The sequence below is a fragment of the Streptomyces sp. NPDC047017 genome (assembly GCF_040644175.1).
Taxonomy (GTDB): Bacteria; Actinomycetota; Actinomycetes; order Streptomycetales; family Streptomycetaceae; genus Streptomyces.
In genome coordinates this window covers 41,859-65,316 of record NZ_JBEYVW010000020.1, presented here as the reverse complement: position 1 = coordinate 65,316, position 23,458 = coordinate 41,859, and the positions used below count along the sequence as shown (strand labels likewise).

The 23,458-nt window shown below is 72.7% G+C and carries 23 protein-coding genes and 1 pseudogene; 14 read left to right on the top strand and 10 right to left on the bottom strand.

The features are described from left to right. Positions 1-119 precede the first annotated feature (119 nt). The 4 genes from ABZ858_RS29185 to ABZ858_RS29170 are packed head-to-tail and all read right to left on the bottom strand — an operon-like array spanning position 120 to position 4,162. Positions 120-1,379 carry an MFS transporter gene (locus tag ABZ858_RS29185; RefSeq protein WP_361384997.1) on the bottom strand — a complete coding sequence of 420 codons (1,260 nt, stop codon included), beginning with the start codon at positions 1,377-1,379 and terminating at the stop codon, positions 120-122. Further along, positions 1,376-2,731, bottom strand: a complete 1,356-nt coding sequence (locus ABZ858_RS29180) for a GH1 family beta-glucosidase (protein ID WP_361384994.1) — start codon at positions 2,729-2,731, stop codon at positions 1,376-1,378. The genes ABZ858_RS29185 and ABZ858_RS29180 overlap by 4 nt, the downstream gene beginning before the upstream one ends. A gap of 57 nt (positions 2,732-2,788) precedes the next feature. After that, entirely contained in the window at positions 2,789-3,070 is a 282-nt protein-coding gene (locus ABZ858_RS29175) for a protealysin inhibitor emfourin (protein WP_361384991.1), read from the bottom strand. Between the two features lie 21 nt (positions 3,071-3,091). After that, positions 3,092-4,162 carry a M4 family metallopeptidase gene (locus tag ABZ858_RS29170; protein ID WP_361384988.1) on the bottom strand — a complete coding sequence of 357 codons (1,071 nt, stop codon included), beginning with the start codon at positions 4,160-4,162 and terminating at the stop codon, positions 3,092-3,094. 357 nt (positions 4,163-4,519) lie between these two features. Between ABZ858_RS29170 and leuA the strand changes: the two genes are divergently transcribed. Both leuA and ABZ858_RS29160 read left to right on the top strand, forming a co-directional pair. After that, positions 4,520-6,241, top strand: coding sequence for a 2-isopropylmalate synthase (gene leuA, locus ABZ858_RS29165; RefSeq protein WP_361384985.1), 1,722 nt, complete (start codon positions 4,520-4,522; stop codon positions 6,239-6,241). 194 nt (positions 6,242-6,435) lie between these two features. Further along, positions 6,436-7,134, top strand: a complete 699-nt coding sequence (locus ABZ858_RS29160; protein WP_361384982.1) for a TerB family tellurite resistance protein — start codon at positions 6,436-6,438, stop codon at positions 7,132-7,134. Positions 7,135-8,075: 941 nt separating this feature from the next. Here ABZ858_RS29160 and ABZ858_RS29155 read toward each other — a convergent pair. Continuing rightward, positions 8,076-8,624, bottom strand: coding sequence for an N-acetyltransferase (locus tag ABZ858_RS29155; protein WP_361384979.1), 549 nt, complete (start codon positions 8,622-8,624; stop codon positions 8,076-8,078). A gap of 344 nt (positions 8,625-8,968) precedes the next feature. Here ABZ858_RS29155 and ABZ858_RS29150 point away from each other — a divergent pair, with 344 nt between their 5' ends. The 6 genes from ABZ858_RS29150 (at position 8,969) to ABZ858_RS29125 (ending at position 15,829) form a co-directional block, all read left to right on the top strand. After that, positions 8,969-9,718 carry an SCO2525 family SAM-dependent methyltransferase gene (locus tag ABZ858_RS29150; RefSeq protein WP_361384976.1) on the top strand — a complete coding sequence of 250 codons (750 nt, stop codon included), beginning with the start codon at positions 8,969-8,971 and terminating at the stop codon, positions 9,716-9,718. 55 nt (positions 9,719-9,773) lie between these two features. Then, entirely contained in the window at positions 9,774-11,618 is a 1,845-nt protein-coding gene (locus tag ABZ858_RS29145; protein WP_361384973.1) for an SCO2524 family protein, read from the top strand. A gap of 3 nt (positions 11,619-11,621) precedes the next feature. Then, complete coding sequence (locus ABZ858_RS29140; RefSeq protein ID WP_361384970.1) at positions 11,622-12,539, top strand: SCO2523 family variant P-loop protein; 918 nt, start codon at positions 11,622-11,624, stop codon at positions 12,537-12,539. After that, the gene (locus tag ABZ858_RS29135) at positions 12,536-13,501 is read left to right on the top strand and encodes an SCO2522 family protein (protein WP_361384967.1); all 966 of its coding nucleotides are present in this window, start codon (positions 12,536-12,538) and stop codon (positions 13,499-13,501) included. The genes ABZ858_RS29140 and ABZ858_RS29135 overlap by 4 nt, the downstream gene beginning before the upstream one ends. A 1-nt stretch (position 13,502) precedes the next feature. Beyond that, the gene (locus tag ABZ858_RS29130; protein ID WP_361384964.1) at positions 13,503-14,534 is read left to right on the top strand and encodes an SCO2521 family protein; all 1,032 of its coding nucleotides are present in this window, start codon (positions 13,503-13,505) and stop codon (positions 14,532-14,534) included. A gap of 74 nt (positions 14,535-14,608) precedes the next feature. After that, the gene (locus tag ABZ858_RS29125) at positions 14,609-15,829 is read left to right on the top strand and encodes a hypothetical protein (RefSeq protein ID WP_361384961.1); all 1,221 of its coding nucleotides are present in this window, start codon (positions 14,609-14,611) and stop codon (positions 15,827-15,829) included. Between the two features lie 10 nt (positions 15,830-15,839). Here the strand turns inward: ABZ858_RS29125 and ABZ858_RS29120 are convergent, their stop codons facing one another. Next, the gene (locus ABZ858_RS29120; RefSeq protein WP_361385224.1) at positions 15,840-17,246 is read right to left on the bottom strand and encodes an MDR family MFS transporter; all 1,407 of its coding nucleotides are present in this window, start codon (positions 17,244-17,246) and stop codon (positions 15,840-15,842) included. A gap of 205 nt (positions 17,247-17,451) precedes the next feature. Here ABZ858_RS29120 and ABZ858_RS29115 point away from each other — a divergent pair, with 205 nt between their 5' ends. Further along, positions 17,452-18,021, top strand: a complete 570-nt coding sequence (locus ABZ858_RS29115) for a TetR/AcrR family transcriptional regulator (RefSeq protein ID WP_361384958.1) — start codon at positions 17,452-17,454, stop codon at positions 18,019-18,021. A 295-nt stretch (positions 18,022-18,316) separates the two neighbouring features. On the opposite strand, the gene ABZ858_RS29110 is transcribed toward ABZ858_RS29115, so the two are convergent. Continuing rightward, positions 18,317-18,514, bottom strand: a complete 198-nt coding sequence (locus tag ABZ858_RS29110) for a hypothetical protein (RefSeq protein ID WP_361384955.1) — start codon at positions 18,512-18,514, stop codon at positions 18,317-18,319. A gap of 188 nt (positions 18,515-18,702) precedes the next feature. Between ABZ858_RS29110 and ABZ858_RS29105 the strand changes: the two genes are divergently transcribed. Continuing rightward, a complete protein-coding gene (locus tag ABZ858_RS29105) occupies positions 18,703-19,155 on the top strand; it encodes a protein phosphatase (RefSeq protein ID WP_361384952.1) in 453 nt (150 codons plus the stop codon). Positions 19,156-19,205: 50 nt separating this feature from the next. Here ABZ858_RS29105 and ABZ858_RS29100 read toward each other — a convergent pair whose 3' ends face one another. After that, on the bottom strand, positions 19,206-19,490 hold the full coding sequence (locus tag ABZ858_RS29100; protein WP_361384949.1) for a DUF397 domain-containing protein: 285 nt from the start codon (positions 19,488-19,490) through the stop codon (positions 19,206-19,208). After that, positions 19,475-20,306, bottom strand: a pseudogene (locus ABZ858_RS29095) (helix-turn-helix transcriptional regulator); the annotation flags it as partial. The pseudogene ABZ858_RS29095 and the gene ABZ858_RS29100, both read right to left, overlap by 16 nt. 139 nt (positions 20,307-20,445) lie before the next feature. Here ABZ858_RS29095 and ABZ858_RS29090 point away from each other — a divergent pair. The 4 genes from ABZ858_RS29090 to ABZ858_RS29075 are packed head-to-tail and all read left to right on the top strand — an operon-like array spanning position 20,446 to position 22,560. Next, positions 20,446-20,664, top strand: a complete 219-nt coding sequence (locus ABZ858_RS29090; RefSeq protein ID WP_361384946.1) for a hypothetical protein — start codon at positions 20,446-20,448, stop codon at positions 20,662-20,664. After that, a complete protein-coding gene (locus ABZ858_RS29085) occupies positions 20,661-20,885 on the top strand; it encodes a hypothetical protein (RefSeq protein ID WP_361384943.1) in 225 nt (74 codons plus the stop codon). Before ABZ858_RS29090 ends, ABZ858_RS29085 begins: the two co-directional genes overlap by 4 nt. A 51-nt stretch (positions 20,886-20,936) precedes the next feature. Further along, the gene (gene recO, locus ABZ858_RS29080) at positions 20,937-21,683 is read left to right on the top strand and encodes a DNA repair protein RecO (RefSeq protein ID WP_361384940.1); all 747 of its coding nucleotides are present in this window, start codon (positions 20,937-20,939) and stop codon (positions 21,681-21,683) included. 37 nt (positions 21,684-21,720) lie between these two features. Next, positions 21,721-22,560 (top strand): isoprenyl transferase, encoded by an 840-nt coding sequence (locus ABZ858_RS29075; RefSeq protein WP_361384937.1) that lies wholly within the window; start codon positions 21,721-21,723, stop codon positions 22,558-22,560. A gap of 454 nt (positions 22,561-23,014) precedes the next feature. On the opposite strand, the gene ABZ858_RS29070 is transcribed toward ABZ858_RS29075, so the two are convergent. Further along, a complete protein-coding gene (locus ABZ858_RS29070) occupies positions 23,015-23,434 on the bottom strand; it encodes a transcriptional repressor (RefSeq protein ID WP_361384934.1) in 420 nt (139 codons plus the stop codon). Positions 23,435-23,458 lie beyond the last annotated feature (24 nt).

The window sequence follows — 23,458 nt, the reverse complement described above, 5'->3', positions numbered from 1 at the left end:
TCCTCGTCACGGCCGCGCAGCTGAGGGCGGCCTCGCGCTTCCCAGGGTACGACGGGGCGGTGACAAGCCCGTAGGGCTTTTCCCTCCGGCCCGCTCCGCCTCCTGCCCGTCCCGCCCGCTCACTCCACCCCGCGGATCGCGCGCACCAGCAGCGCCCCCGCCAGGGCGACGACCGCCGCCACCAGGTACAGCGCCCGGTAGCCGCCGAGGTACGTCACGATGGGCGCGGCCAGCGCGGGCGCCGCGACCTGCGGCAGCGCGTTGGCGACGTTGATCACGCCGAGGTCCTTGCCCCGGTCCGGGGCGGTGGGCAGCACATCGGTCATCAGGGCGAAGTCGACCGAGGTGAAGACGCCGAAGCCGACGCCGAGGACCGCCGCCGCGGCGATCGCGCCCGGCCAGGTCTGCCAGGCCGCCAGGGCCGCCGTGGCCGCCGCCATCAGCACGCCCGACCAGACCACGAACGGTTTGCGGCGGCCCGTACGGTCCGACCACACGCCCCCGGCGACCACCGTGGCCAGCAGCGTCACCCCGTTCACCGCGGTGAGGACCAGCACGCCGCGCTCGGGATCGGCGTACCCGACGCGGTCGCGCAGGTAGTAGAGCAGGTACAGGAGCACCAGGGAATTGCTGAGGTTGATCAGGAAGCGGGTCAGCCAGGCCCAGGCCAGATCGGGGTGGCGGCGCGGGCTGAGCCGGAAGCCGGCCAGGAAGCCGCGCCAGGACCAGGGCGGCCGGTCCGCGGGGGCGAGCCGCAGGTCCCGGAAGCCGAGGACGTACGGCAGCACGCCCGCCGCCGTGAACACCGCGCAGGCCGCGTACCCCGCCCGGGTACCGCCCGCGGCCGTCGCCAGGCCGGTGCCGGCGACCACGCCGAGGATCTGCGCCGCCCCCAGCCAGCCGCCCACCGCGCCCCGCCGGCCGCGCGGCACCCGGTCCGGGACCGCCGCCGTCACCGCCGCGAACGCCGCGTTCAGCGTCAGCTGGACCAGGCACCAGCCGGCCGCCATGGCCGCCACCCCGTCCGCGCCCGCGAGCAGCAGCAGCGACAGGGCCCCGCTCGCCGTGCCGGCCACGATCCACGGCGTGCGGCGGCCCCACCGGGCCGTCGTACGGTCCGACAGCGCGCCGAAGAGCGGGTTCGCCACCAGCGACACCGCCGCGCCGGCGCCCGTCACCCAGGCCAGTAGGGTCTCCTTGGACATCCCGGTGCCGGGCGCGAAGTCCTTCGCCTGGGCGGCGAGCAGGATCTGCAGCGGGCCGTACCAGCCCACCCAGACGGCGCCGTTGGCGAGCGAGAGCGCCGCCGTCCAGCCCCGGCCGACCGGGGTGACCGGCTCGGCGAGCGCGTCCGGCGGCAGCCGCCTGGCCTGGGTCATCTCTGCGCCCGCAGCACGTCCCGGAACCAGGCGTAGGAGGCCTTCGGGGTCCGCCGGAGCGTCGTGAAGTCCACGTGCACCAGGCCGAAGCGGCGCGCGTATCCCTCCGCCCACTCGAAGTTGTCCAGCAGGGACCACACGAAGTAGCCGCGTACGTCCACGCCGGCCTCCAGCGCCCGGTGCAGGGCGCGCAGGTGGCCGTCCAGGTAGGCGATGCGGTCCTGGTCGTCCAGGCCGTCGTAGGAGCAGCCGTTCTCGGTGATGAGGACGGGCGGGAGCCGGTCGCCGTAGCGGTCGCGGAAGCCGGTCAGCAGCTCCGTCAGCCCCTCGGGGACGACCGGCCAGCCGTAGTCGGTGACCGGCCGGCCCTCGATCTCGCGGAGGGAGAAGGGCAGTTCGGCGGGGATGGGCACGCCGCCGAAGTCGCCTCCGGTGCCCTGCGGGGCGCCCACGCGGGTGGGGGCGTAGTAGTTGATCCCGTACCAGTCCAGCGGTTCCGCGATGGTCTTCAGGTCCGCCTCGACGTCGCCGGGCATCAGCTCGCCGAGTCCCGAGGGGTAGCGCCCGAGCAGCAGCGGGTCGGCGAAGAGGCGGTTGAGGAGCGTGTCGTAGAAGTCGGCGGCCTCGGTGTCGGCGGCGTCCGGGGAGGCGGGCCAGGTCGGGCCGTGGGAGTTGGCGATGCCGATGTCCGTGGCACCGGCCGCGCGCAGCGCCCGGACGGCCAGTCCGTGGGCGAGGAGCTGGTGGTGGGCGACCGGCAGCGCGTCGAACAGGAGGCGCCTGCCGGGGGCGTGCACGCCCAGCGCGTGGCCGAGCAGGGTGTGTTCGGCCGGTTCGTTGAGGGTGATCCACCGGGTGACCCGGTCGCCGAGCCGTGCGGCGACCACCGAGACGTACGCGGCGAACCGCTCGGCCGTGTCCCGGTCCAGCCAGTCCAGCCCGGCCGGCAGGTCCCAGTGGAAGAGGGTGGGGACCGGGCGCACCCCGGCCGCGCACAGGTCGTCCACGAGCCGGTCGTAGAAGTCGAGGCCGCCGGGTGAGCTGACCCGGGGCCAGGAGACGGAGAAGCGGTACGCGTCCACGCCGAGCCCGGCCAGCAGGGCGACGTCCTCGCGGTGGCGGTGGTAGTGGTCGCAGGCCACCGCCGCCGTGGAACCGTCCTTGACGCGGCCCGGCTCGGCGGTGAACGCGTCCCACACGGACGGCTCGCGCTCACCGGCGGCGCCCTCGATCTGGTGCGCCGAGGTGGACACGCCCCACAGGAAGCCGTCCGGGAACCGGGGAAGGGGGTACCGGGGACGGGACGCGCCGGGGGTGCCCGGGGTGCGGGGAGTGCCTGTGTCGGTCGCCATGCGCGGATCATCCGTACCCCCGGTAACAGAAGTCAACGCCCGTGCGCGGCCGAGGAGTCAGGCCCCTTCCTTGAGCACTCTGGAGACCAGCTCGCGCTGGTCCTCGGTGAGGTCGGGGTCCGCCGTGCGCACGGTGTGCCCGTCCACGGTGATCTCGTAGTGGAAGCCGTCGGGGACCCCGGCCGGCGGTGTGCCCCGGCCGGCGGCCGCCGCCTCCTCGGACAGCACCTTCTCGGCCAGGGCCTGCCACTCGGGGGCGTCGGGCCGCCCCGAGGTGTCGACCTCGGCGTGCCGCTCGATGCCCGCGAATCCGCCGGTGCGCCGTACCTGAATACGCATGGGTCTGTGTCTAGTACGGATTCAGAGTGTGCGCACCCCCACCTGTTCCCATGCCTTCTTCACGGCCTGGAGTTCGTCGCCCGCGCCGAACCGCTCCCGGGCGGCCTGCACGGTGAGGGTCGCGAAGTCCGCGAAGTCCGCCTCCTGCTTGAGCTTGCCGCCGGTCAGCACGTCGTACCAGACCTGGCCCGCCTTCTCCCAGGCGTGGCCGCCGAGCGCGGTGGCGGCGAGGTAGAAGGCGTGGTTGGGGATGCCGGAGTTGATGTGCACGCCGCCGTTGTCGCTGCCGGTGCTCACATAGCCGTCCATGGTGGCGGGCTGCGGGTCCTTGCCGAGCACGTCGTCGTCGTAGGCGGTGCCGGGGGCCTTCATGGAGCGCAGCGCGGTGCCGGTGACGCGCGGGGCGAGCAGGCCCGCGCCGATCAGCCAGTCGGCCTCGGTGGCGGTCTGGCCGAGCGTGTACTGCTTGATCAGTGAGCCGAAGACATCGGAGACCGACTCGTTGAGCGCGCCGGACTGGCCGAAGTAGGCGAGGTTGGCGGTGTGCTGGGTGACGCCGTGGGTCAGCTCGTGGCCGATGACGTCGACCGGGATGGTGAAGTCGAGGAAGATCTCGCCGTCGCCGTCGCCGAACACCATCTGGTCGCCGTTCCAGAAGGCGTTGTTGTACTTCTCGTCGTAGTGCACGGACGCGTCCAGCGGCAGTCCGCTGCCGTCGATGGAGTCGCGGCCGTACGCCTTCAGGTACAGCTCGAAGGTGGCGCCGAGGCCGGAGTAGGCGCGGTTGACGGTGGCGTCCTTGCCGGGCTGCTGGCCCTCGGAGCGGACCTTGGTGCCGGGCAGGTCGGTGCCGTGCCGGGCGTCGTAGACGGTGCGGTGCGGCTGCTCCGCCTGCTTGCCGGCGGGCGGCGCCACCGGGCTCGCGCCGATGACGGTGGTCAGCCGGCGGCGGGTGCGCTCCAGGGCGTCGCGCTCCAGGCTGCGGCGGGCCGGACCGGAGAGCGCGGGGTCCTCGTGCCGGGACAGGCGGTCGAGGACGTGCGGCGGCACGATGGTGCAGAAGACGGGCTCGTGGCCCCCGTGGCTGGTCATGCTTCGACCATCGCACTGCGTTACTTCAATGTCACTACCCGCAACCATGATTAGTGAAAAATCGGGGCAAGGGGTTCGAGGCACGGTCGCGAAGGGTAAGGACGATTGCGCGGCGTGACATGACACACGTTTTGTCCCTCTTGTCCGCCCGGTTTCGCATACTGGACCAGGCCCGCGCGTCCGGCGCGGCTCGGCTAGGCTGCACAGCACCATGCGTTTCGGGCTGCTTCTCCTTAGCTGCCGCGGCGAGGGCCTGTAGTCGAGGCCGACCCCCTCCCCGCGGAGTCTGGCGTTGCGCCGTCGGCCGTCTTTCCGGCACCCGCGCCACCGCGGAATCCCCGAGGAGCCCACGCAATCATGGCCAATCGCCAGCAGCCCAGTTCCCTGCCGATCCACAAGTACGGCCAGTACGAGCAGGTCGACATCCCCGACCGCACCTGGCCGGACCGGCGGATCACCGCCGCGCCCCGCTGGCTCTCCACCGACCTGCGCGACGGCAACCAGGCGCTGATCGACCCCATGTCGCCCGCCCGCAAGCGCGCCATGTTCGACCTGCTGGTCAAGCTGGGCTACAAGGAGATCGAGGTCGGCTTCCCGGCCTCCGGGCAGACCGACTACGACTTCGTGCGCTCCATCATCGAGGAGGAGGGCGCGATCCCGGACGACGTCACGATCTCCGTACTGACCCAGGCCCGCGAGGACCTGATCGAGCGGACCGTGGAGTCGCTCAAGGGCGCCAGGCGGGCCACCGTCCACCTGTACAACGCCACCGCGCCGGTCTTCCGCCGGGTGGTCTTCCGCGGTTCCAGGGACGACGTCAAGCAGATCGCCGTCGACGGCACCCGCCTGGTGATGGAGTACGCCGAGAAACTGCTGGGCCCGGAGACGGAATTCGGCTACCAGTACAGCCCGGAGATCTTCACCGACACCGAGCTGGACTTCGCGCTGGAGGTCTGCGAGGCGGTCATGGACGTCTACCAGCCGGGCCCGGGCCGCGAGATCATCCTGAACCTGCCCGCCACGGTGGAGCGTTCGGCGCCCTCCACGCACGCGGACCGCTTCGAGTGGATGCACCGCAACCTCTCCCGCCGTGAGCACGTGTGCCTGTCCGTGCACCCGCACAACGACCGCGGCACCGCCGTGGCGGCGGCCGAGCTGGCGGTCATGGCCGGAGCCGACCGCATCGAGGGCTGCCTGTTCGGGCAGGGCGAGCGCACCGGCAACGTCGACCTCGTCACCCTGGGCATGAACCTGTTCTCACAGGGCGTCGACCCGCAGATCGACTTCTCCGACATCGACGAGATCCGCCGTACCTGGGAGTACTGCAACCAGATGGAGGTCCACCCGCGCCACCCGTACGTGGGCGACCTGGTCTACACGTCCTTCTCCGGCTCCCACCAGGACGCCATCAAGAAGGGCTTCGACGCGATGGAGGCCGACGCCAGGGCCAAGGGCGTCACGGTCGACGACATCGAGTGGGCGGTGCCCTACCTGCCGATCGACCCGAAGGACGTGGGCCGCTCCTACGAGGCGGTCATCCGGGTCAACTCGCAGTCCGGCAAGGGCGGTATCTCCTACGTCCTGAAGAACGACCACAAGCTGGACCTGCCGCGCCGGATGCAGATCGAGTTCTCGAAGATCATCCAGGCGAAGACGGACGCCGAGGGCGGCGAGATCACGCCGAAGGAGATCTGGTCGGTCTTCCAGGACGAGTACCTGCCCAATCCGGACAACCCCTGGGGCCGCATCCAGGTCCGTACGGGCCAGTCGACGACGGACACCGACGGCGTGGACACGCTGACCGTGGAGGCCGTGCTCGACGGCGCGGACACCGTTCTGACCGGCTCGGGCAACGGCCCGATCTCCGCCTTCTTCGACGCCCTGCACACCATCGGCGTGGATGTGCGCCTGCTGGACTACCAGGAGCACACGATGAGCGAGGGCGCCTCCGCGCAGGCCGCCTCGTACATCGAATGCGCGATCGAGGACAAGGTCCTGTGGGGGATCGGCATCGACGCGAACACGACACGCGCGTCGCTGAAGGCGGTCGTCTCGGCCGTCAACCGCGCGGCGCGCTGACCGCGCTGACCGGCGAGTTCGGGGCCCCGGCCACCCGTGAGGGCGGCCGGGGCCCCGTCGTGCACGGGCGTTTACCGGCCAGGGTCTCCGTCAGGTCACGGAAAGGTCTCGTCCAAGGTACTGACTCAGGCTCCCCGATGTGGCTAACATCACGGCCACGCGGCGATGTTGCCGCGAGGTTACGGAGGTGCGACGTGCTGCCAGTACGGGGACGAAACGGCCGTGCCGCCGGGCTTGCCCGGATGCTGGGCACATGTACCGCCTGGACACCCGTCGGGGACGGCGAGTTCTTCTGCCCCGGCTGCGGCGGCGACCGCAACTACCAGCGGCTGGCCGGCCGGCGCCGGTTCACCGTCCTCGGAGTGCCGCTGCTGCCGCGCGGCGCGGCCGGACCGGTCGTCGAGTGCGCCGCCTGCGCCGGCCGCTTCGGCCTCGACACCCTGGACCACCCGACCACCTCCCGCTTCTCCGCGATGCTGCGCGACGCCGTGCACACCGTCGCCCTCGCGGTGCTCTCAGCCGGCGGCACCTCCTCCCGTACGGCCCTGGAGACCGCCGCGGGCGCGGTGCGCGCGGCCGGTCTCGCCGACTGCACCGAGGAGCAGCTCGCCGCCCTCGTCGAGGCGCTGGCCGCCGACACCGGCCGGGTCTACGAGGACCAGCCGTGCGTGACGGGCCTGGCCATAGAGCTGCACGAGGCGCTCGACCCGCTCGCCCCGCACCTCGCCGCCCCCGGCCGCGAGTCGATCCTCCTCCAGGGCGCCCGGATCGCCCTGGCCGACGGTCCCTACACCCCCGCCGAACGCGACACCCTCGCCACGGTCGGCGCCGCCCTGACCATCTGCACGGACGACGTAACCCGCCTCCTGGCAGCAGCCCGAACCCCGTCCTGACCGGGTTGGGGGGCAGCCGGTCTCGTCCCCGGGGGCTGGCGGACGCCGGGTCTCGTTCTGGCCGGGCTGGCGGGCGGCCGGTCTCGTTCTGGCTGGGCTGGCGGGCGTCGGGTCTCGTTCTGGCCGGGCTGGCGGGGGTCGGGTCTCGTTCTGGCCGGGTTAGCGGGTGGCCGGTCTTGTCCTGATCGGGCTCGCAGGTGGGTGGTCGCGTCCTGATGGGGCTCCCGGGTGGCTGGTCTCGTCCTGGCCGGACCGCAGGCGGCCGGGCCTCACCGGCCGCACCCGCACAAGCCGGGTCCGTCCTGGCTCGGCCACTCACCGGCCGCGCCCGCGCGGGTGGCGTCCATCCCGATCGGGCATCACCGGCTGGACCGCGTAGGCCGGGTCCGTCCAGACCGGACCCGCCACTGACCGGACCCGCCACTGACCGGGCCCGCGCAGGCCGCCCGTCTTGGCCGGGCCTCCACGGGCCGGCCGGACTGCCACCGGTCGCACCCGCACAGGCGAGGTTCCTGTCCTGGCCGGGCCCTCACCGGCCGGACCGCATAGGCCGGGCTGGCCGTGCCCGCGCAGGCCGCCCGTCCTGACGGGGGCTCCACCAGCCGGGCCTTCACCGGCCGCATCCGCCTAGGGAGGATCCCTCCTGGCCCCATCCGCGCAGGCCGCCCGCCCTGCTCGGGTCTCCACCGGCCGGACCGTCACCGGCCGCACCCGCACGGGCCGGGCCCGCTACTGGCCGCATCTGCACGGGCCGCCCACCCTGCGGGTCCTCACCGGCCGCACCCGCATAGGCCGAGCCCGCCGCTGGCCGCACTCGCGTAGCCCAGGTCCGTCCCGGCCGGCCCCCACCGGCCACCTTCGTCCCGGCCGGCCCCACCGGCCACCCCCGTCCCGACCAGACCCGCGCCCCCGCGCCATCGGCGCGCCGCCGCCCCCCCGCCTCAGTCGTCGGAAGTGAGCCGCAGGCGCAGGACGCGGCGGTCCATGCCGGGGCCGAAGTAGTCGCGGCGCAGGCCGGAGTTCGGGGGCTCGGGACTGAAGCCCAGGGAGCGGTAGAGCAGGTTCGCGGCGCGGTTGGCGGGCTCCACGGTGAGCCGGACCTGTTCCACCCCGCAGCGGCGCAGCCGGTCCAGGACCTCCACCATCAACGTCCGGCCCAGCCCGACCCGGCGCCGGTCGTGCGCCACGCACAGGCCGAGGATCCAGCTGTCCCGGGACGGCGCCGAGGTGCCGGCCAGCACGTAACCGCGCAACTGGCCCCGGCCGTCGTCGAGGACCAGGAAGTGGGGCCCGTACATGTCGTAGAGCTGGCGCAGCAGAAAGCCCGGATAGGCGACCTCGCGGAAGATCTCCTCGTCGAGCCGGCACAGTTCGGGCAGGTCGGACTCGCGCGCCTCGCGCAGGACCAGCGGCATGAGGGCGGCGGCGGCATCCCGCCTCGTGAGCTGCTCGTGGCGGTCCAAGGAGCGTTCCAGCGGTTCGGCGGTCATGCCACCCCCCAGTCAGGACGTACGGACGTCAACTCGACGGGCACCGGCGAGGTACACCCGATCGACTGACTCCAGGTGTGGCGGCCGGCGGCTCGCCCTGACTAGAGTGGGCGGCCAACTCCCTGCTCGCAAGGGCGACTTAGGGTGTGCGCCGAGCTGTGCCGACGTGCGCCGGAGTGCCCCCTGCACATGGGGACTGGCGTATTCCCGGCTGTCCGGGCGTGCTCGCGCGGCCTACCGTGCGGGAAACGCCGTTCGCCGCTTCGTTCGCCGACGCCCAACGGGGCACGCGCACACGGCGCGCCTCTTGCTCCGGAAACGAATGGAAACGCGGCAGGGTGACTATGGACCGCAACGCTGACGCACCGTGGTCGAAGTTCGACCCAGAGGTGTACGTCGATCTCAACTACCGGACCCCGCTCGAAGTCGACCTGCTGATCGTGCGGTCGCTGCGCGACTACTTCAGCCGCTGCTTCGCCGGGTCGGTGCCGGACTCGGTGCGGGGCGTCGACGTCGGCGCCGGCGCCAACCTGTATCCGGCGCTGTCCATGCTGCCCTGGTGCGAGAAGATCCTGCTGCTCGAATACGCGCGCCCCAACGTCGCGTACCTGGAGCGGCAGGTCTCCCCGGGCGGCCTCGACCCGGCGTGGGACGCCTTCTGGCAGGTGCTGCGCGAGGCCCCGGCCTACCGCGACGTCGATCCGCGCGGCCGCCTCGGCGAGATCGTCCGGGTCGAGCGCGGCAACCTGTTCGACCTCGACGGGCAGCGGCGCTGGGACCTCGGCACGATGTTCTTCGTCGCCGACTCGATGTCCGAGTGCCCCGAGGAGTTCCGGCGCGGCGTGCGGTGCTTCATGAACGCGCTCGACGAGGGGGCGCCGTTCGCCGTCGCCTTCATGAAGGAGTCGGTCGGCTACCACGTGGGCGAACACCACTACCCGGCCTACCGGGTCAACGAGGACCGGGCCCGCGAGGCCCTGGCCCCGTTCGCCCGCGAGCTGGAGATCCACGACCTGCACCACTCGGTGCGGCCGGGGCACGAGGGGATGCTCCTGGCCCTGGGACGGCGCAATACGGAGGTTGCCGTCCCGTAGGAACGGGGACCATGACTGCACACAGGGAAACCAAACCTGTACGAGGGGTGCGGGGATGCAGATCAAGCCACGCCAGCATCTGCTGGACATCTGGCGGGCCACGGCCCGGCACTCGTTCGACGACGGCAAGCTGGTCTGGAAGGACACCGACGGGCTGAGCAGCGTCGCCGACGCCGAACGCCTGCTGTGCCTGCTCTACCCGGCCACCGAGGTCCCCGCCTTCCGCCTCGACCAGCCGGACACCACGGAACGGGACGTGCTGCGCGCCCTGGACGGCATCGGCAGCCGCCTGGAGATCCCGCCCAACCTGATCACCGCGCTGACCCAGTTCATGCGCACCCACACCGGACCGGACGACAGCCCCACCTTCGCCGGCGGACACTACTTCCGGCCCTCCGGCCCGGACACCGAGGTCACCCACGAGCAGAGCCAGCTCGGCGTGGTGGACTCCTACTCCATGTCCGTCACACTCTGCCTGGCCACCCTCGGCTTCCTCAAGGTCTACGAGACCACCACGACCCGCCCCGAGGTGCGCCGCGCGGTCGCCGAGCTGCGGGAGGCCACCAACAGCCGGCTGACCGCCGCGATGATCAGCCTGCTGCGCTCCTTCACCGTCAACGTCTTCGACGCCGAGTCCGAGCAGGGCAAGCGGCTGATCCAGGTCATCGGGCAGCACCGGCAGTCCGACCGGGCCGTCCTCCAGCAGTTCTCCCGCCGGTTCCGGCCACTGCGCGCCACCATCATCGAGAGCCTCACCCGCGGCATCCAGGTCGACGAGAGCATCCGGGACGAGAGCCAGCTCTTCGAGTGCGGCTGGGCCTGGGGCGTGGTGCGGGACGCGCCGCGCGTCACCGACCTGGACGGCGCGGTCCCCGGCCAGCCCGACGGCATCGCCGACCGGCTGCCCTACGTCTACTTCACCGTGGTCGCCCTGGACGGCATCCAGGACCTGTTCTCCGACCGCACCCTCACCCTCGGCCTGCTCGACGCCGACCAGCAGAAACTGGCCGAGGCGTTACGGCTGCGCTGGGAGCTGAGCCAGCAGTACTGGTCGGCCGTCGCCCGGTTCGGCGCCGACCGCTGGCCCCTGGAGGACCTGCCCTGGCAGACCACCGGACTGCGCCTGGAGTCCGAGTACTTCTCGCTGACCGTCGCCGCCATCCTCGTGCACGACCTGGTCCGCCGGAAGGCCACCGACGACGACCTCACCCGCACCGTCGCCATCATGGAGCGCCTGGCCGACCGCGGCCGGGTCACCAGCCGGATGACCCGCGACGACCCCGTGATCCGGCTGCACAACCCCGGCGTCACCATGCCGCTCGCCGGTTCCGAGCACTCCGGCGCGCCGCTGCTGTGGCGGATGACCGACTTCTCCGCGCAACTCCTCAAGCGGATCATCCAGCTCGCCGAGCTGTCCCGGAACATCGACGCGCAGGACCGCCTGCTGCGGCTGGCCGAGCAGACCTTCGAGCACCTGTGGAACCGGCGGATCGAGGAGGGCGAGGGCATCGACCTGTGGGACAACGCCCAGGCCGTCTACCCGGACGCCCGCGGCGCCCCGCAGCGCATGTCCTGGAGCATCACCGAGCGCGTCACCGAATGCCTGGTCGCCGCCCGCAACCTGTACGAGCAGCAGCCCATCCGCAGCCCCGAACTCGCCCAGCTCGCCCGGGAACTGCTCAGCGAGGCCACCCACCTGTTCGGCAAGGAGCAGCTGGAGGCGTCCGACAGCTCCGACGGCAGCCGGGCCCGGGCCATGCGCAGCCTGGAGAGCCGCCTCGACCGCGCCCGCGGCCTGATCGACGAACGGCCCGCCACCGCCTTCGCGCTGGCCCTGCCCGTGCTCCAGGAACTCGACACGCTGGCCCAGGCCAGGGGCGCAGCCGCCCAGGAGGTGTGAGCCGTGCTCGTCTTCGCCGCCTCCGACAAGGGAGGCACGGGCCGCTCGGTGACCAGCGCCAACCTGGCCTACCAGCGTGCCCTCACCGGCGACCACGTGGCCTATGTGGACTTCGACTTCGGCTCGCCGACCGCCGCCGCCGTCTTCGACGTGCCCGGCGCGGTGCGCGGCACCGAGGAGCGCGGCCTGCACTCCTATCTGGAGGGCGGGATCACCGAGCCGGCCAGGATCGACATCTGGCGGCAGACCGAGCACCCGCTGCTGCGCGCCCGGCCCAACCAGTCCGGCCGGCTGGTCCTGTTCCCCGGCGACGCGGGCGGCGGCGAGTTCGCCACCGGCGAGGAGGCGCTGGAGCGGTGCATCGACCTGCTGCTGCGGCTCAACAGCGAGTTCGACCTGACCGTGGTCGACCTCAGCGCCGGCCGCAGCTACGCCGTGGACATGGTGCTGGCGGCCACCGCCCACCCGCGGATGCGCACCGTGCCCTTCCGCTGGCTGGTCTTCCACCGCTGGACCCGGCAGCATGTGATCGCCGCGGCCGGGCTGGTGCACAAGGAGCACGGCATCATCAAGGGCGGCGTCGAACGCGGCCACGACGAGGACACCCTGCGGGCCGCGGTCCGGTTCGTGCGGGCCGCCGTGCCCGACCCGGAGTCGCCGCTGTGGGCCCAGGGCTCGCCCGCCCAGGCCGCCTGGATGCAGTCCTGCGACGAGGCGCTGCGCCGGCTCGCCGCCGAGCACCGCATCGGCGACAGCGTCGTCCTCGGCGTCGTACCGCTGGAACCCATCCTGCAATGGCGCGAGCAGCTGATCACCGAGGAGGACGTGCTGTCCACCCAGATCGCCAACAAGGAGACGCTGGAGGCGCTGGAGGAGATCGCGCTGCGCCTGACCGACGACGCGTACTGGGGGCGGCCGTGACGGAGGCAGTGTTCCGCGAGACCACCGCCGACCCCCGCACCCAGGCGGTGCCGCTGTCCCACCTCTCCCTGGAGCTGGGCCACCTCTACATGGAGGACTTCGAGGCCGGCCCGCACCGGCTGCGCGAGCACTTCGCGCGGGTCCGCCCGTGGGCGGACGCGGCGCGCGCCGCCGCGGCCGCCCGCACCGGCGGCCGGCGCCCCCGGATCAGCACCTGCTTCCTGATCGACGACTACTTCACCCGGTTCTCCAGCCCCGCCGAACTGGTCCCGCTGCTGCTCGCGGAGGCCGAGCGGGCCGGGCTCGGCGTCGACTACCTGGCCCGCGAGTCCGGCTGCGCCACCGCGGGCAAGGTGCCCGTCGCGCAGGCGGTGGCCGGCCGGATCGTGGAGGAGCCGCCGCCCGGCAGCTACGGGCTGCGGCCGCCCGCCGCGCAGACCGGCTGGCTGGCCAACGGCGAGCGCAGCCCCGTCGCCCGCGCCCCGCAGGCCATGAAGACGGCCGCCGCCTGGCAGCCGCCCAGGGAGACCGCGGCCCGCCGCCACTCCGTCTTCCTCGACGTGGAACTGTGGAGCGAGGACGGCGACGGGCACCGCACCTGGTCCTGCCCGTTCCTCGCCGCCGTCTGGCAGCTCGCCCGCCTCGGGCTGCTGCGCAACGAGGGCGAGGCCGTCCTCGAAGCGCACCCGCACACCGCGGACGCCTTCCCCGACGACTGGGACGAGCTGCCCGCGCTGGTCCGGCTCACTCCCCGGGCCGACCCGTTCGCCGCCTACCGGACCTGCTCGGTGCTGCCCAACCGGTTCCTGCCCGTCGAGCACGCCGTCCGGGTCATCCTCGACCAGACCGAGGTGGACCGGGCGGCGCTGCGCCAGGTCGCCGAGCGGTCCGCCCGGGAGGACGCGGCCGTCCCGGCGTCCGTGGCCGACCGCGTCTCCTACGTCTTCTACCCGGGACCCTGACATGCGGGACCCCGACCTGGCGGACACCGGACCGGCCCCGGCCGCGCCGCGCACCGTGCTGGCCTGCGGCGAGGTCCGCACCTGTCTGCTGCCGACCTGGCAGGCGCTGGACATCCGGGCCGCCGCCCAACTGCTCGGCGTACGCGCCGACGAACGTGTCCTGCTCTCCGAACGCCCCAATCTCTACGCGCGTTCCCCCGACACCCTCACCGGCGTGGACTGCCCGCTGCCCAGCGCCAACGGCGCCCGCGTCCGCGCCATCGGCACGGTCGCCGCGCGGGCCGCGCTCACCGAGGGCCGCGTCCTGCAGACCTCCGCGCATCTGCGGCTGCCCGCCGCCGGCCCGGACCGGCGCCGCCCCTGGGGCCACTATCTGGTGCGGCCCGGTGTGGTCGAGCCGTTCGGGAAGCTGCCCCACCAGGCGGTCGCCGAAGGCGTGCTGGCCGGCGGGCGGCCCGGTGAACTCGACGTCGGGCTGATCGCCGACGGGCTGCTCACCCGGCTGCTGCGCCACCCCCTGCTCGACCAGCGTCCGCCGCTCCGGTCGCGGCCCACCCGGCTGCGCTGGGCCGCGCTGCCCGCCGAGGGGGACGGCGGGCCGTCGATCGAGCGGTTCACCCTCGCCGAGGACGAGCTGCGCACCGTCCTGCTCAGGGTGCCCGAGGGCTTCTCCGGCACTGAGATCGCCGGGCTCTGCGACGACCTCGCCCTGCACGACTGGCTGCTCACCACGGTGGTGCGGCTGCTGGACGGGATCAGCCTGGGCGCCGAGCCGCTCCCGGCCCGGCCGGGGTCCGCCGCCGCCCGGGACCGGCCGACCGTCGTCGCCGCGCTGCGGCCCGCCGTCGACCATCTGCTGCATCTGTGGATGCCGCGGGCCCGGGTGGCGCGGGAGCTGGCCCCGCTGTGGGAGGCGCTGGAGGAGCGGCCCGGCTTCACCCGCCAGTGGCAGGCGCTGGTGCAGCGCATCCGCGACCAGCTCACCCTGCACGCGATCCCGTCGCCGTACCGGGAGGTGCAGCCGGTCCGCTGACCGGACGCCCTGGCGACGTCCCCCACGCACCATCCGCCCCATCCGACGCGTATCCCAACGGGGGGAGAAGCGAGATGAGCACGGCACAGTCAGCCCGGCCCGACGAGAGCGACCCGGTGGCCGGCACACCCGAGGGCCCGGCGCCCGCGCCCGGGCGCTGGGCCGGCCTGCCCCGCTGGGGGCGGCGGGCCGCGGTGGGTCTGGTCACCGGCGCGCTCGCCTGGTGCCTGGCCGCGCTGCTCGGCCCGGACGCCGCGCTGTGGCGGCAGGCGGTGGCCGCCGTCCTGTGCGCCGGGGCCGCGCCGGCCGTCCAGCACCTGACCGGCCCGGACCCGCGGACGCGGGAGCGGTCCCGGCGCGCGGAGCACCTGCTGGCCGAGACCGCCGCCACGGTACGGGACGGCCTGCGCCGCCACGACGACGTACTGCGGGACGGTTTACGACATCACGACGACGTACTGCGGGACGGTTTACGACATCACGACGACGCGCTGCGGGACGGCTTACGACGGCACGACGACGCGCTGCGGACCGGTCTGACCCGGCACGCCGAGGACATGCGGCAGCTGGTCGAGAGCCGGCTGACCGAGACGGACCGGGTCGCCCCCGCCCCGCCCCGGCCGGAGCGGGCCCGTATCGACAGCGTGCCCGAACTGGCCAAGGGGTTCGCCGAGGTGCTGGCGCCCGGTCCGCCGATCCTCTTCACCTTCGTCCGCCTGGAGCTGAAGCGGGTGGTCGGGCACATGACGGAGCTGACCAGTCTGAGCGCCGAGTGCGCCGGGGAGAACCACGACTGGATGCTCTCCCTGACCCGCGCCGCCGAGCGGTCCATCTGCGCCACCAGTACGTCCGTGGACCGGGAGTTCTGGAACAGCGAACCGGCCAGCCGCTACCTCCAGGCCCAGCACGAGGCGATCGCCGAGCGCGGGGTGCCGGTGCGCCGCCTGTTCCTGCTGGAGAGCGCGCGCGAACTCGACGACCGGCTGCTGCGGCTGTGCGAGGAGCAGGAGCTGCTCGGCATCGAGGTGCGCGTCTCGGTGCTGCCCGAGCTGCCGCCGCACCTCCAGCGCGGCACCACCAACGACTTCATCGTCTACGACGAGGAGGTCTCCTTCGAGATCGACCAGGACCTGCGGGACGTCAACGTCCGCACCCGCCTGATCGCCCGTCAGGGTCACGTCCAGGACCGGATGAAGCGGTTCCGGGAGCTGTGGGAGGCGGGGATGAGCCTGCGCGAGCTGGAGGTGCGGGTGGACGACGAGGAGGACGGCACCTGGATGGTGGACCGGGGCTGAGCGGGCCCCGTCAAGGTGTTCTTCTATGTGTTCTGCCCCCGGAGCGGATCTCCGGACGGCCCGGCAGCAGCAGGCACAGCGGTACGGCGGCGGCGGTGAGCGCCACCGACCACCAGAAGGCGGTGCCGAAGCCGTCGGCCAGGGCGCCCGGGGTGCGGGCGGCGCCCGCTGCGTGCTGGAGGACGACGGTGAGGACGGCGATGCCCACCGAGCCGCCGATCTGCTGGGCGACGCGGGTGATCATGCTGGCGTCGGGGATCTCCTCGTGCGCCAGGCCGGCGTAGGCGGCGCCCATGGGCGCGATCATCGCGGCGCCCAGGCCGACGCCCCGGACGAACAGCGCGGCTATCAGCCAGATCTCGCTGGTGGCGGCGGTGACGAAGGCGAACGGCACGGTGGCCGCGGCGACGAACACGAAGGCGGCGAGGGCGACCCGGCGCGGGCCGACGCGGTCGGTGTACCGGCCGGAGAGGCCGCGGGCGACGAGCGCGCCGAGGCCCTGCGGGATGAGCAGCAGGCCCGCGCCGAGGGCGTCCTCGCCGCGCACCTGCTGGAAGTACAGGGGCAGCAGCGTCATCGACCCGTACAGGGAGATGCCGCCCAGGAAGATCAGGGTGGCCGAGGAGGCCAGCGCGCGGTGGCGGAACAGCCGTACGTTCACCAGGGCGGCGCCGCCGGTGCGGGTCAGGGACCGGGCGGTGAAGCCCGCGACCAGGGCGAGTCCGCCGAGGACGGGAACGAGGACCCGGGCGCCGGTGGCGCCCGTACCGCCCTCGACCTGGGAGAGGCCGTAGATGAGGGCGGCGACGCCCGGGCAGAGCAGGAGCAGGCCGACGACGTCCAGGCGGGCGCGGGGGGCGCCGGGGGCGGGGCGGTCGTCGGGCAGGTCGCGCCGGGCGAGCAGGACGCCGACCACGCAGAAGGGGATGTTGACGAAGAACATCCAGCGCCAGTCGGCCAGGTGCAGGATCAGGCCGCCCAGGACCGGGCCGAGGATCGGGCCGAGCGCGGTGGGCACGGTGATGACCGCCATGACCTTGCCGATGTCGCGGCCCTTGGTGGCCTGGATCAGCAGCGTGGCCATCAGCGGCATCATCAGGCCGCCCGCCAGGCCCTGGACGACGCGGAAGACGATCAGGCCGGCCGCGTTCCACGCCAGCGCGCTCAGCACCGAGCCGAGCAGGAAGCCGCCCAGGGCCCCTATCCACAGCCGCCGGCCGCCGAACCGGGACTGGGCCCAGCCGGCGAGCGGGATGGTGGCGAACACCGCCAGCAGGTAGCCGGTGCTCACCCACTGGACCGTGGACAGCGGGGCGTCCAGGTCCCTCGACAGGTCGTCGAGCGCGACGCTGACGACGGTGGTGTCGAAGACGACCGCGAGGGCGCCCACGACGAGGGTGACCGCCATGCGCCACACGGCGGGGTCGGTCCGGGCGGGGACCGGGGGCGGGGAAGGGGGATCGGGTTCGGTCCGGTGGTGGGAGGTGCGGGAAGTACGCACGAACAGCCGCCTTAAGATAGGGTTATGTATCTTACGGCGGCCACGGTAGGGCGCTAGGATAAGAAAGGCAAGTCTATCTAAGGCTGAGGTCGAGACCAAGGCTGAGACGGAGGAGAGGCGCATGGCCGAGCGACGCCGTGGAGCGGCACTGGAGAAGGCGCTCCTGGACGCGGCCTGGGAGGAACTCGCGGCGGGCGGCTACGCCAGGTTCACCATGGACGCCGTGGTCAAGCGCGCGGGCACCAGTCCGCCCGTCCTCTACCGCCGCTGGGCCGGCCGTGACGAACTCGTCCGGGCCGCCATCGTCCACGCCCTCAAGGGGGCCGGGTTCGACCTCCCCGACACGGGGAGCCTGCGGGGGGACGTCCTCGCCGTCATGCGGGAGATCAACTCCACCCGCGTCCAGTTCATCACGGTCATGAACATGCACCTGACCGACTATCACCAGGGCACCGGAACCAGCCCCGGCGAGCTGCGCGACCCCCTCGCGACGGGCCGCGCACAGGCTCTCGACGTCCTCTACGGCCGCGCGGCCGAGCGCGGCGAGGTGACTCCGGACCGCCTCACCGAACGCATCAAGTCACTCCCGTTCGACCTGCTCCGCCAGGAGATCCTGGTCACCTCCGCCCCGGTGCCGGACGAGGTCCTCGAAGAGATCGTGGACACGATCTTCCTGCCGCTGGTCGGCTGAGCGCGCCCGAGGCGGCAGTCCTCGTGGTCCTTGAGACTGCCGAAAGCCGTCCCCAGGTGGTGGCGACGGCCTCGTCGCCGGGGAGTACGGGGATGTCCGCGAGCCGGTCGGCGAGTTCCTGGCGGTCGCGGGTGCCCCAGTGGCGGATCTCCACCCACTTGGTCGGTTCGCCGTAGGTCACGAAGGTGATCAGCGGCTTGCGGCCGATGAGGCGGGTGGCCAGGGGGCCGGTGAGCTTGCGCTTGTGGGACAGGGAGGTGACATCGGTGTCGAGGATGACGGGTTGCATCTGGTCTCAGGCGACGTCTCGGCGGCGCTCGGCACAGGTGAAGGCGAGGAACTCTTCCAGTTCCTGGTCCGACTCGAAGGTGCCGGCAGCCAGGTCCTCCAGGGAACGGATCGGCTGCGTGTTCTCGGCCGCCGGCAGTTCCTCGACCGACAGGCGCGGCCGAGGCGACGGATAGCCGCAGTCTTCCGGTGCGGGCGTACTCATCGGGACCTCCACCAGGCACGGAAACCGCTCCGCCCCAGCATACGGCCGGTCCACTGCCGCCGCGGGCGACCGAGCCCGGAGGCCGGCCGTCTCCACCGCATCGATGCGCCGCGGTGGCGGCCGGCTGCACGTGCCTTGTACAGTCGCCGCGCCCGGACACCGTACGCCGGAGGGAGGGCGCCGAGCCCATGAAGGACCAGTGCGAGCGGCTCTGGGACGAGCAGGCTCCGGGGGTGCTGCGGCTCCCGTCGGGACGGCTGGTGCGCGGGCGGGGGCTGCGCCGCCCCCTCGACCCGGCGGCCCCGGTCCCGGCGTACGGCCTCTACCTTCTCGGTGAGGAACCGCCCGAGGTGCCCTGGGAGTTCCGCTGGCTGCGCTGGCCCGACTTCCGCCTCCCGGCGGACCGTGCCGCGGCCCGCTCGGCCTTTCTGGACGCCTGGGAGCGCGCCGCCACCGAACGCGTCGAACTGGCCTGCGGCGGCGGCCGTGGCCGCACCGGCACGGCCCTCGCCTGCCTCGCCGTCCTCGACGGCGTACCCCCGGCCGAGGCCGTCGCCTACGTCCGCACCCACTACGACCACCGCGCGGTGGAAACCCCCTGGCAGAAGCGGTACGTACGCCGTTTCACCCCACGGGGCTGACAGGCTGCGGGCCGGTCGGTGGCCTCGGGGGCGGGCCGTCCGCGACGCCGCTAGAGGCCGGCCGTCCCCACCGCGCCGATGAACTCCGCCCAGGCGCCGCCGGTGACCACGAGCACGGCGCCGTCCGGGACCTTGCTGTCCCGGACGGGGGCGACACCGGGGACTCCGTGGGCGATCTCGACGCAGTCCTCGCCGCCGCTGCCGCCGCTGTAGCTGCTCTTGCGCCAGTGGGCGACGCCGGGGAAGTCGTACGCCACCTCGACGCAGTCGCCGCCCTCGCCGTTGCTGTAACTGCTCTTGTGCCGACTGGCGTTGCCCAGGTCGTACTCGTGCATCGTCTGTAGTCCTCAGCCGCCGACTCGATCAGGACCCGGGACGCCTCCGGCGACAGCGCGGCGACCCTCAGCAGAGCGTATGCGCGCTGTGCCCGCTTCACCACAGCCGGATCATCCATCAACGTCCCCGAAAACGAGGTCTCTGTATAGGCGACCGGCGGCGCGTCCTCGAAGTCCATCAGCTTCAGCGCCCCGCTCATGGACGCGTGTGCACCGGTCGCGTACGGGATCACCGTCACCCACGCCGTGCGCTGCCGCAGCAACGTGGCGATGTGGTCCAGTTGGGCCGCCATCACCCGCGCGCCGCCCACCGGAACGCGCAGCACGTTCTCGTGCAGGGTCACCCAGTACTCGGGTCGGGCGGCGTCGTTCAGGATCAGTGACCGCTCCCGTCGTGCGGTGACGATCTCATCGACATACGCGTCGGTCTTGAATGGATTGGCGGCGACCGTGACCGCGCCGGCGTACGCCTGCGTCTGAAGCAGACCTGGAACGACCGTCGGCGCGAACTCGCAGATTCTGGTGGCCAGCCGCTCCAGTTCCACCACTTCGGCGAAGTAATCCGCATAGCGCGGATCGTCGATCAACTGCCTGCGCAGCCGCTCGAAAATACCATCGGTTTGCAGGATCTCCTCGATCCGCCGGGCCACGTCCAACTGGGGTTTTCTGATCGCCTGTTCGAACTGGCCGACGTAACCGCCGGACACGAACATCCGCGCCCCCAGTTCCACCTGCGTCAGCCCCGCCTCCTCCCGGCGTCGTCTCAGCTCCGCGCCGAAGAACTCCCACGCCGCCTGGGCGTGAACCATTGGCCATCGCCGCCCCTCACTCAGCCCTGCTCCTGTAGGGCCCGAAACCCTTCCGAGTGTAGACGCGGACCGTCACCGTGGAGATACGAAGAGTAAAAACCGGGAACAGCGGAAATCCCGGTTAAGGGAAAGGGAGGAAACAGATAGTGGCTGCACGGCAACACCCCCCTCACTCGGCGGTCTGTGTTCAGGAGGCGGAGGAAACTCTCGTTGAATTGCGTACCGCCTTGGAAAAGGCCGGAATCACCCTGCCCTCACTCGGGCTCGACCCGGGCGGACTGGCCCGCGAGGCGCCCTGTCCGCTCATCGACCTGGGGCGCTGCTCCGTGGAGACGGCCGCCCGGCTCGCCGCGGTCCTGCGGTGAGCGGCCCGTGCCCCCCGGTCGGCAGTTACGCGCTGGACACCGGCACCGGCCGGGTCGGCGTCGTCATGGGCCAGGAGGGCCCGTACATCCAGCTGCGCCCCCTCGGCGGCGGCCGCGAGTGGGACTGCGCCCCGGACTCGGTGCGGCCCGCCACCCCGGCCGAGCGGATCAGCGCGGCGACCGCGTACGCGAACGCCCGCAGCCGCGGCGAGGTGCCGTGAGGACGGCCGCCCGGGCCCGGGGCGGGGCCGCCGTGGGGGAGAATGGGCCCCATGAGCCTGTTCCGCGACGACGGCATCGTGCTGCGCACCCAGAAGCTGGGTGAGGCGGACCGGATCATCACCCTGCTCACCCGGGGCCACGGCCGGGTCCGTGCCGTGGCCCGGGGCGTGCGCCGCACGAAGTCGAAGTTCGGCGCCCGCCTCGAACCGTTCTCGCACGTGGACGTGCAGTTCTTCGCCCGCAACAGCGAGCTGGTCGGGCGCGGGCTGCCGCTGTGCACGCAGAGCGAGACCATCGCGCCCTACGGCGGCGGGATCGTCACGGACTACGCCCGCTACACCGCCGGGACGGCCATGCTGGAGACGGCCGAGCGGTTCACGGACCACGAGGGCGAGCCGGCCGTCCAGCAGTACCTGCTGCTGGTCGGCGGCCTGCGCACGCTGGCCCGCGGTGAGCACGCCCCGCATCTGGTGCTGGACGCGTTCCTGCTGCGCTCCCTGGCGGTCAACGGCTACGCGCCCAGCTTCGGCGACTGCGCGAAGTGCGGCATGCCCGGGCCGAACCGGTTCTTCTCGGTGGGCTCCGGCGGCTCGGTGTGCGCCGACTGCCGGGTGCCCGGCAGTGTCGTACCCTCGCCGCAGGCGCTGACCCTGCTGGGGGCGCTGCTCACCGGGGACTGGGCGACCGCGGACGCCTGCGAGGCCCGGTACGTGCGGGAGGGCAGCGGGCTGGTGTCCGCCTATCTGCACTGGCACCTGGAGCGCGGGCTGCGCTCGCTCAGGTACGTCGAGAAGTAGAAGCAAGCAAGAGGGACAAGAGGGAGACGAGGAGCACATGGCCGTACGCGGAATCCTGGGAGGCCGGCGGCGCGATCACCAGGCGCCGCAGCCGCACCCGTCCGGCGCGCGGGCGCCCAAGCTCCCCGGCGAGCTGGTCCCGGAGCACGTGGCGATCGTCATGGACGGCAACGGCCGCTGGGCCAAGCAGCGCGGACTGCCGCGCACCGAGGGGCACAAGGTCGGCGCGGAACGCGTGCTGGACGTGCTCCAGGGGTCCATCGAGATCGGTGTGCGCAACATCTCCCTGTACGCCTTCTCCACCGAGAACTGGAAGCGCTCGCCCGAGGAGGTGCGCTTCCTGATGAACTTCAACCGGGACTTCATCCGCAAGTCCCGCGACCAGCTGGACGGGCTCGGGGTCCGGGTGCGCTGGGTGGGGCGGATGCCCCGGCTGTGGAAGTCGGTCGCCAAGGAACTCCAGATCGCCCAGGAGCAGACCAAGGACAACAATCTGCTCACGCTGTACTTCTGCATGAACTACGGCGGCCGGGCCGAACTGGCGGACGCGGCCAAGGCGATGGCCGAGGACGTGCGGGCCGGGCGCCTCGACCCGTCCAAGGTCAGCGAGAAGACGATCCAGCGGTATCTGTACTACCCGGACATGCCGGACGTGGACCTGTTCCTGCGGCCCAGCGGTGAGCAGCGCACCTCCAACTACCTGCTCTGGCAGAGCGCGTACGCCGAGATGGTCTTCCAGGACGTGCTGTGGCCGGACTTCGACCGGCGCGATCTGTGGCGGGCGTGTATCGAGTTCGCCTCCCGCGACCGGCGCTTCGGCGGCGCGATCCCCAACGAGGAGCTGCTCGCGATGGAAGGCCGCGTGGAGGAGGACTGACGGGAGGGGGCGGGTTCCGGCGGGCCCGGCGGGTGCGGGGTGCGCGGAGAGGGTTTCGCCCCCGCCGCCCTTACCCGTCCCTTCCCAGGGGCGCTGCCCCTTCGACCCCGCCGGGGGCCGCGCCCCCGGACTCCCGGGGCTCGGGGCCGCCCGCGACGCCCGGCGGGCGGGACCTGCGGGAGGCGGGGCGGGGCTGGGTTCTCCGAGGCCCGGCGGGGCAGGTGCCGGTGGTGGGGCTGCGCCCCGGTACCCGGCGCCGCGCCTCGCCCGGCTGCCCGGCCGCGTCGGGTGTTCTCAGCTTTGCGACGGCTCGGCCCCGCCGCGCCCGCGCGCGTCGCCGCGGAGGCGGGTCGGGCCGTCAGGCCGGAGTGGGGGCCGGGGGTACGCCCCCGGGTGTGGTCCGGCTCGGACCGCACCCGCACCCGCACCCAGCGCGGCAGCGCCGTGGTTTCGCTCAGCCGCCGGCGGCCGCCGCGCACTCCGCGCACGTGCCGAAGATCTCCACCGTGTGGGCGACGTTGACGTAGCCGTGTTCCGCGGCGATCGCCTCCGCCCACTTCTCCACGGCCGGGCCCTCCACCTCGACCGCCTTGCCGCAGACGCGGCAGACGAGGTGGTGGTGGTGCTCGCCGGTGGAGCAGCGGCGGTAGACGGACTCGCCGTCGGAGGTGCGCAGGACGTCGACCTCGCCGGCGTCGGCGAGGTTCTGCAGGGTGCGGTAGACCGTGGTCAGGCCCACCGAGTCACCCTTGTGCTTGAGCATGTCGTGGAGTTCCTGCGCACTGCGGAACTCGTCGACCTCGTCGAGGGCCGCGGCGACAGCGGCGCGCTGCCGGGTGGCGCGGCCCTTCACGGGCGGTCCAGCGGTCGTCACCGATTGCCTCCTCAACGCTGCGCC

Coding starts and splice junctions, on each gene's coding strand:
- ABZ858_RS29185 (WP_361384997.1), bottom strand. CDS start 1,379: ATGACCCAGGCCAGGCGGCTGCCGCCGGACGCGCTCGCCGAGCCGGTC.
- ABZ858_RS29180 (WP_361384994.1), bottom strand. CDS start 2,731: ATGGCGACCGACACAGGCACTCCCCGCACCCCGGGCACCCCCGGCGCG.
- ABZ858_RS29175 (WP_361384991.1), bottom strand. CDS start 3,070: ATGCGTATTCAGGTACGGCGCACCGGCGGATTCGCGGGCATCGAGCGG.
- ABZ858_RS29170 (WP_361384988.1), bottom strand. CDS start 4,162: ATGACCAGCCACGGGGGCCACGAGCCCGTCTTCTGCACCATCGTGCCG.
- leuA (WP_361384985.1), top strand. CDS start 4,520: ATGGCCAATCGCCAGCAGCCCAGTTCCCTGCCGATCCACAAGTACGGC.
- ABZ858_RS29155 (WP_361384979.1), bottom strand. CDS start 8,624: ATGACCGCCGAACCGCTGGAACGCTCCTTGGACCGCCACGAGCAGCTC.
- ABZ858_RS29150 (WP_361384976.1), top strand. CDS start 8,969: ATGGACCGCAACGCTGACGCACCGTGGTCGAAGTTCGACCCAGAGGTG.
- ABZ858_RS29145 (WP_361384973.1), top strand. CDS start 9,774: ATGCAGATCAAGCCACGCCAGCATCTGCTGGACATCTGGCGGGCCACG.
- ABZ858_RS29130 (WP_361384964.1), top strand. CDS start 13,503: ATGCGGGACCCCGACCTGGCGGACACCGGACCGGCCCCGGCCGCGCCG.
- ABZ858_RS29125 (WP_361384961.1), top strand. CDS start 14,609: ATGAGCACGGCACAGTCAGCCCGGCCCGACGAGAGCGACCCGGTGGCC.
- ABZ858_RS29115 (WP_361384958.1), top strand. CDS start 17,452: ATGGCCGAGCGACGCCGTGGAGCGGCACTGGAGAAGGCGCTCCTGGAC.
- ABZ858_RS29110 (WP_361384955.1), bottom strand. CDS start 18,514: ATGAGTACGCCCGCACCGGAAGACTGCGGCTATCCGTCGCCTCGGCCG.
- ABZ858_RS29105 (WP_361384952.1), top strand. CDS start 18,703: ATGAAGGACCAGTGCGAGCGGCTCTGGGACGAGCAGGCTCCGGGGGTG.
- ABZ858_RS29100 (WP_361384949.1), bottom strand. CDS start 19,490: ATGCACGAGTACGACCTGGGCAACGCCAGTCGGCACAAGAGCAGTTAC.
- recO (WP_361384940.1), top strand. CDS start 20,937: ATGAGCCTGTTCCGCGACGACGGCATCGTGCTGCGCACCCAGAAGCTG.
- ABZ858_RS29075 (WP_361384937.1), top strand. CDS start 21,721: ATGGCCGTACGCGGAATCCTGGGAGGCCGGCGGCGCGATCACCAGGCG.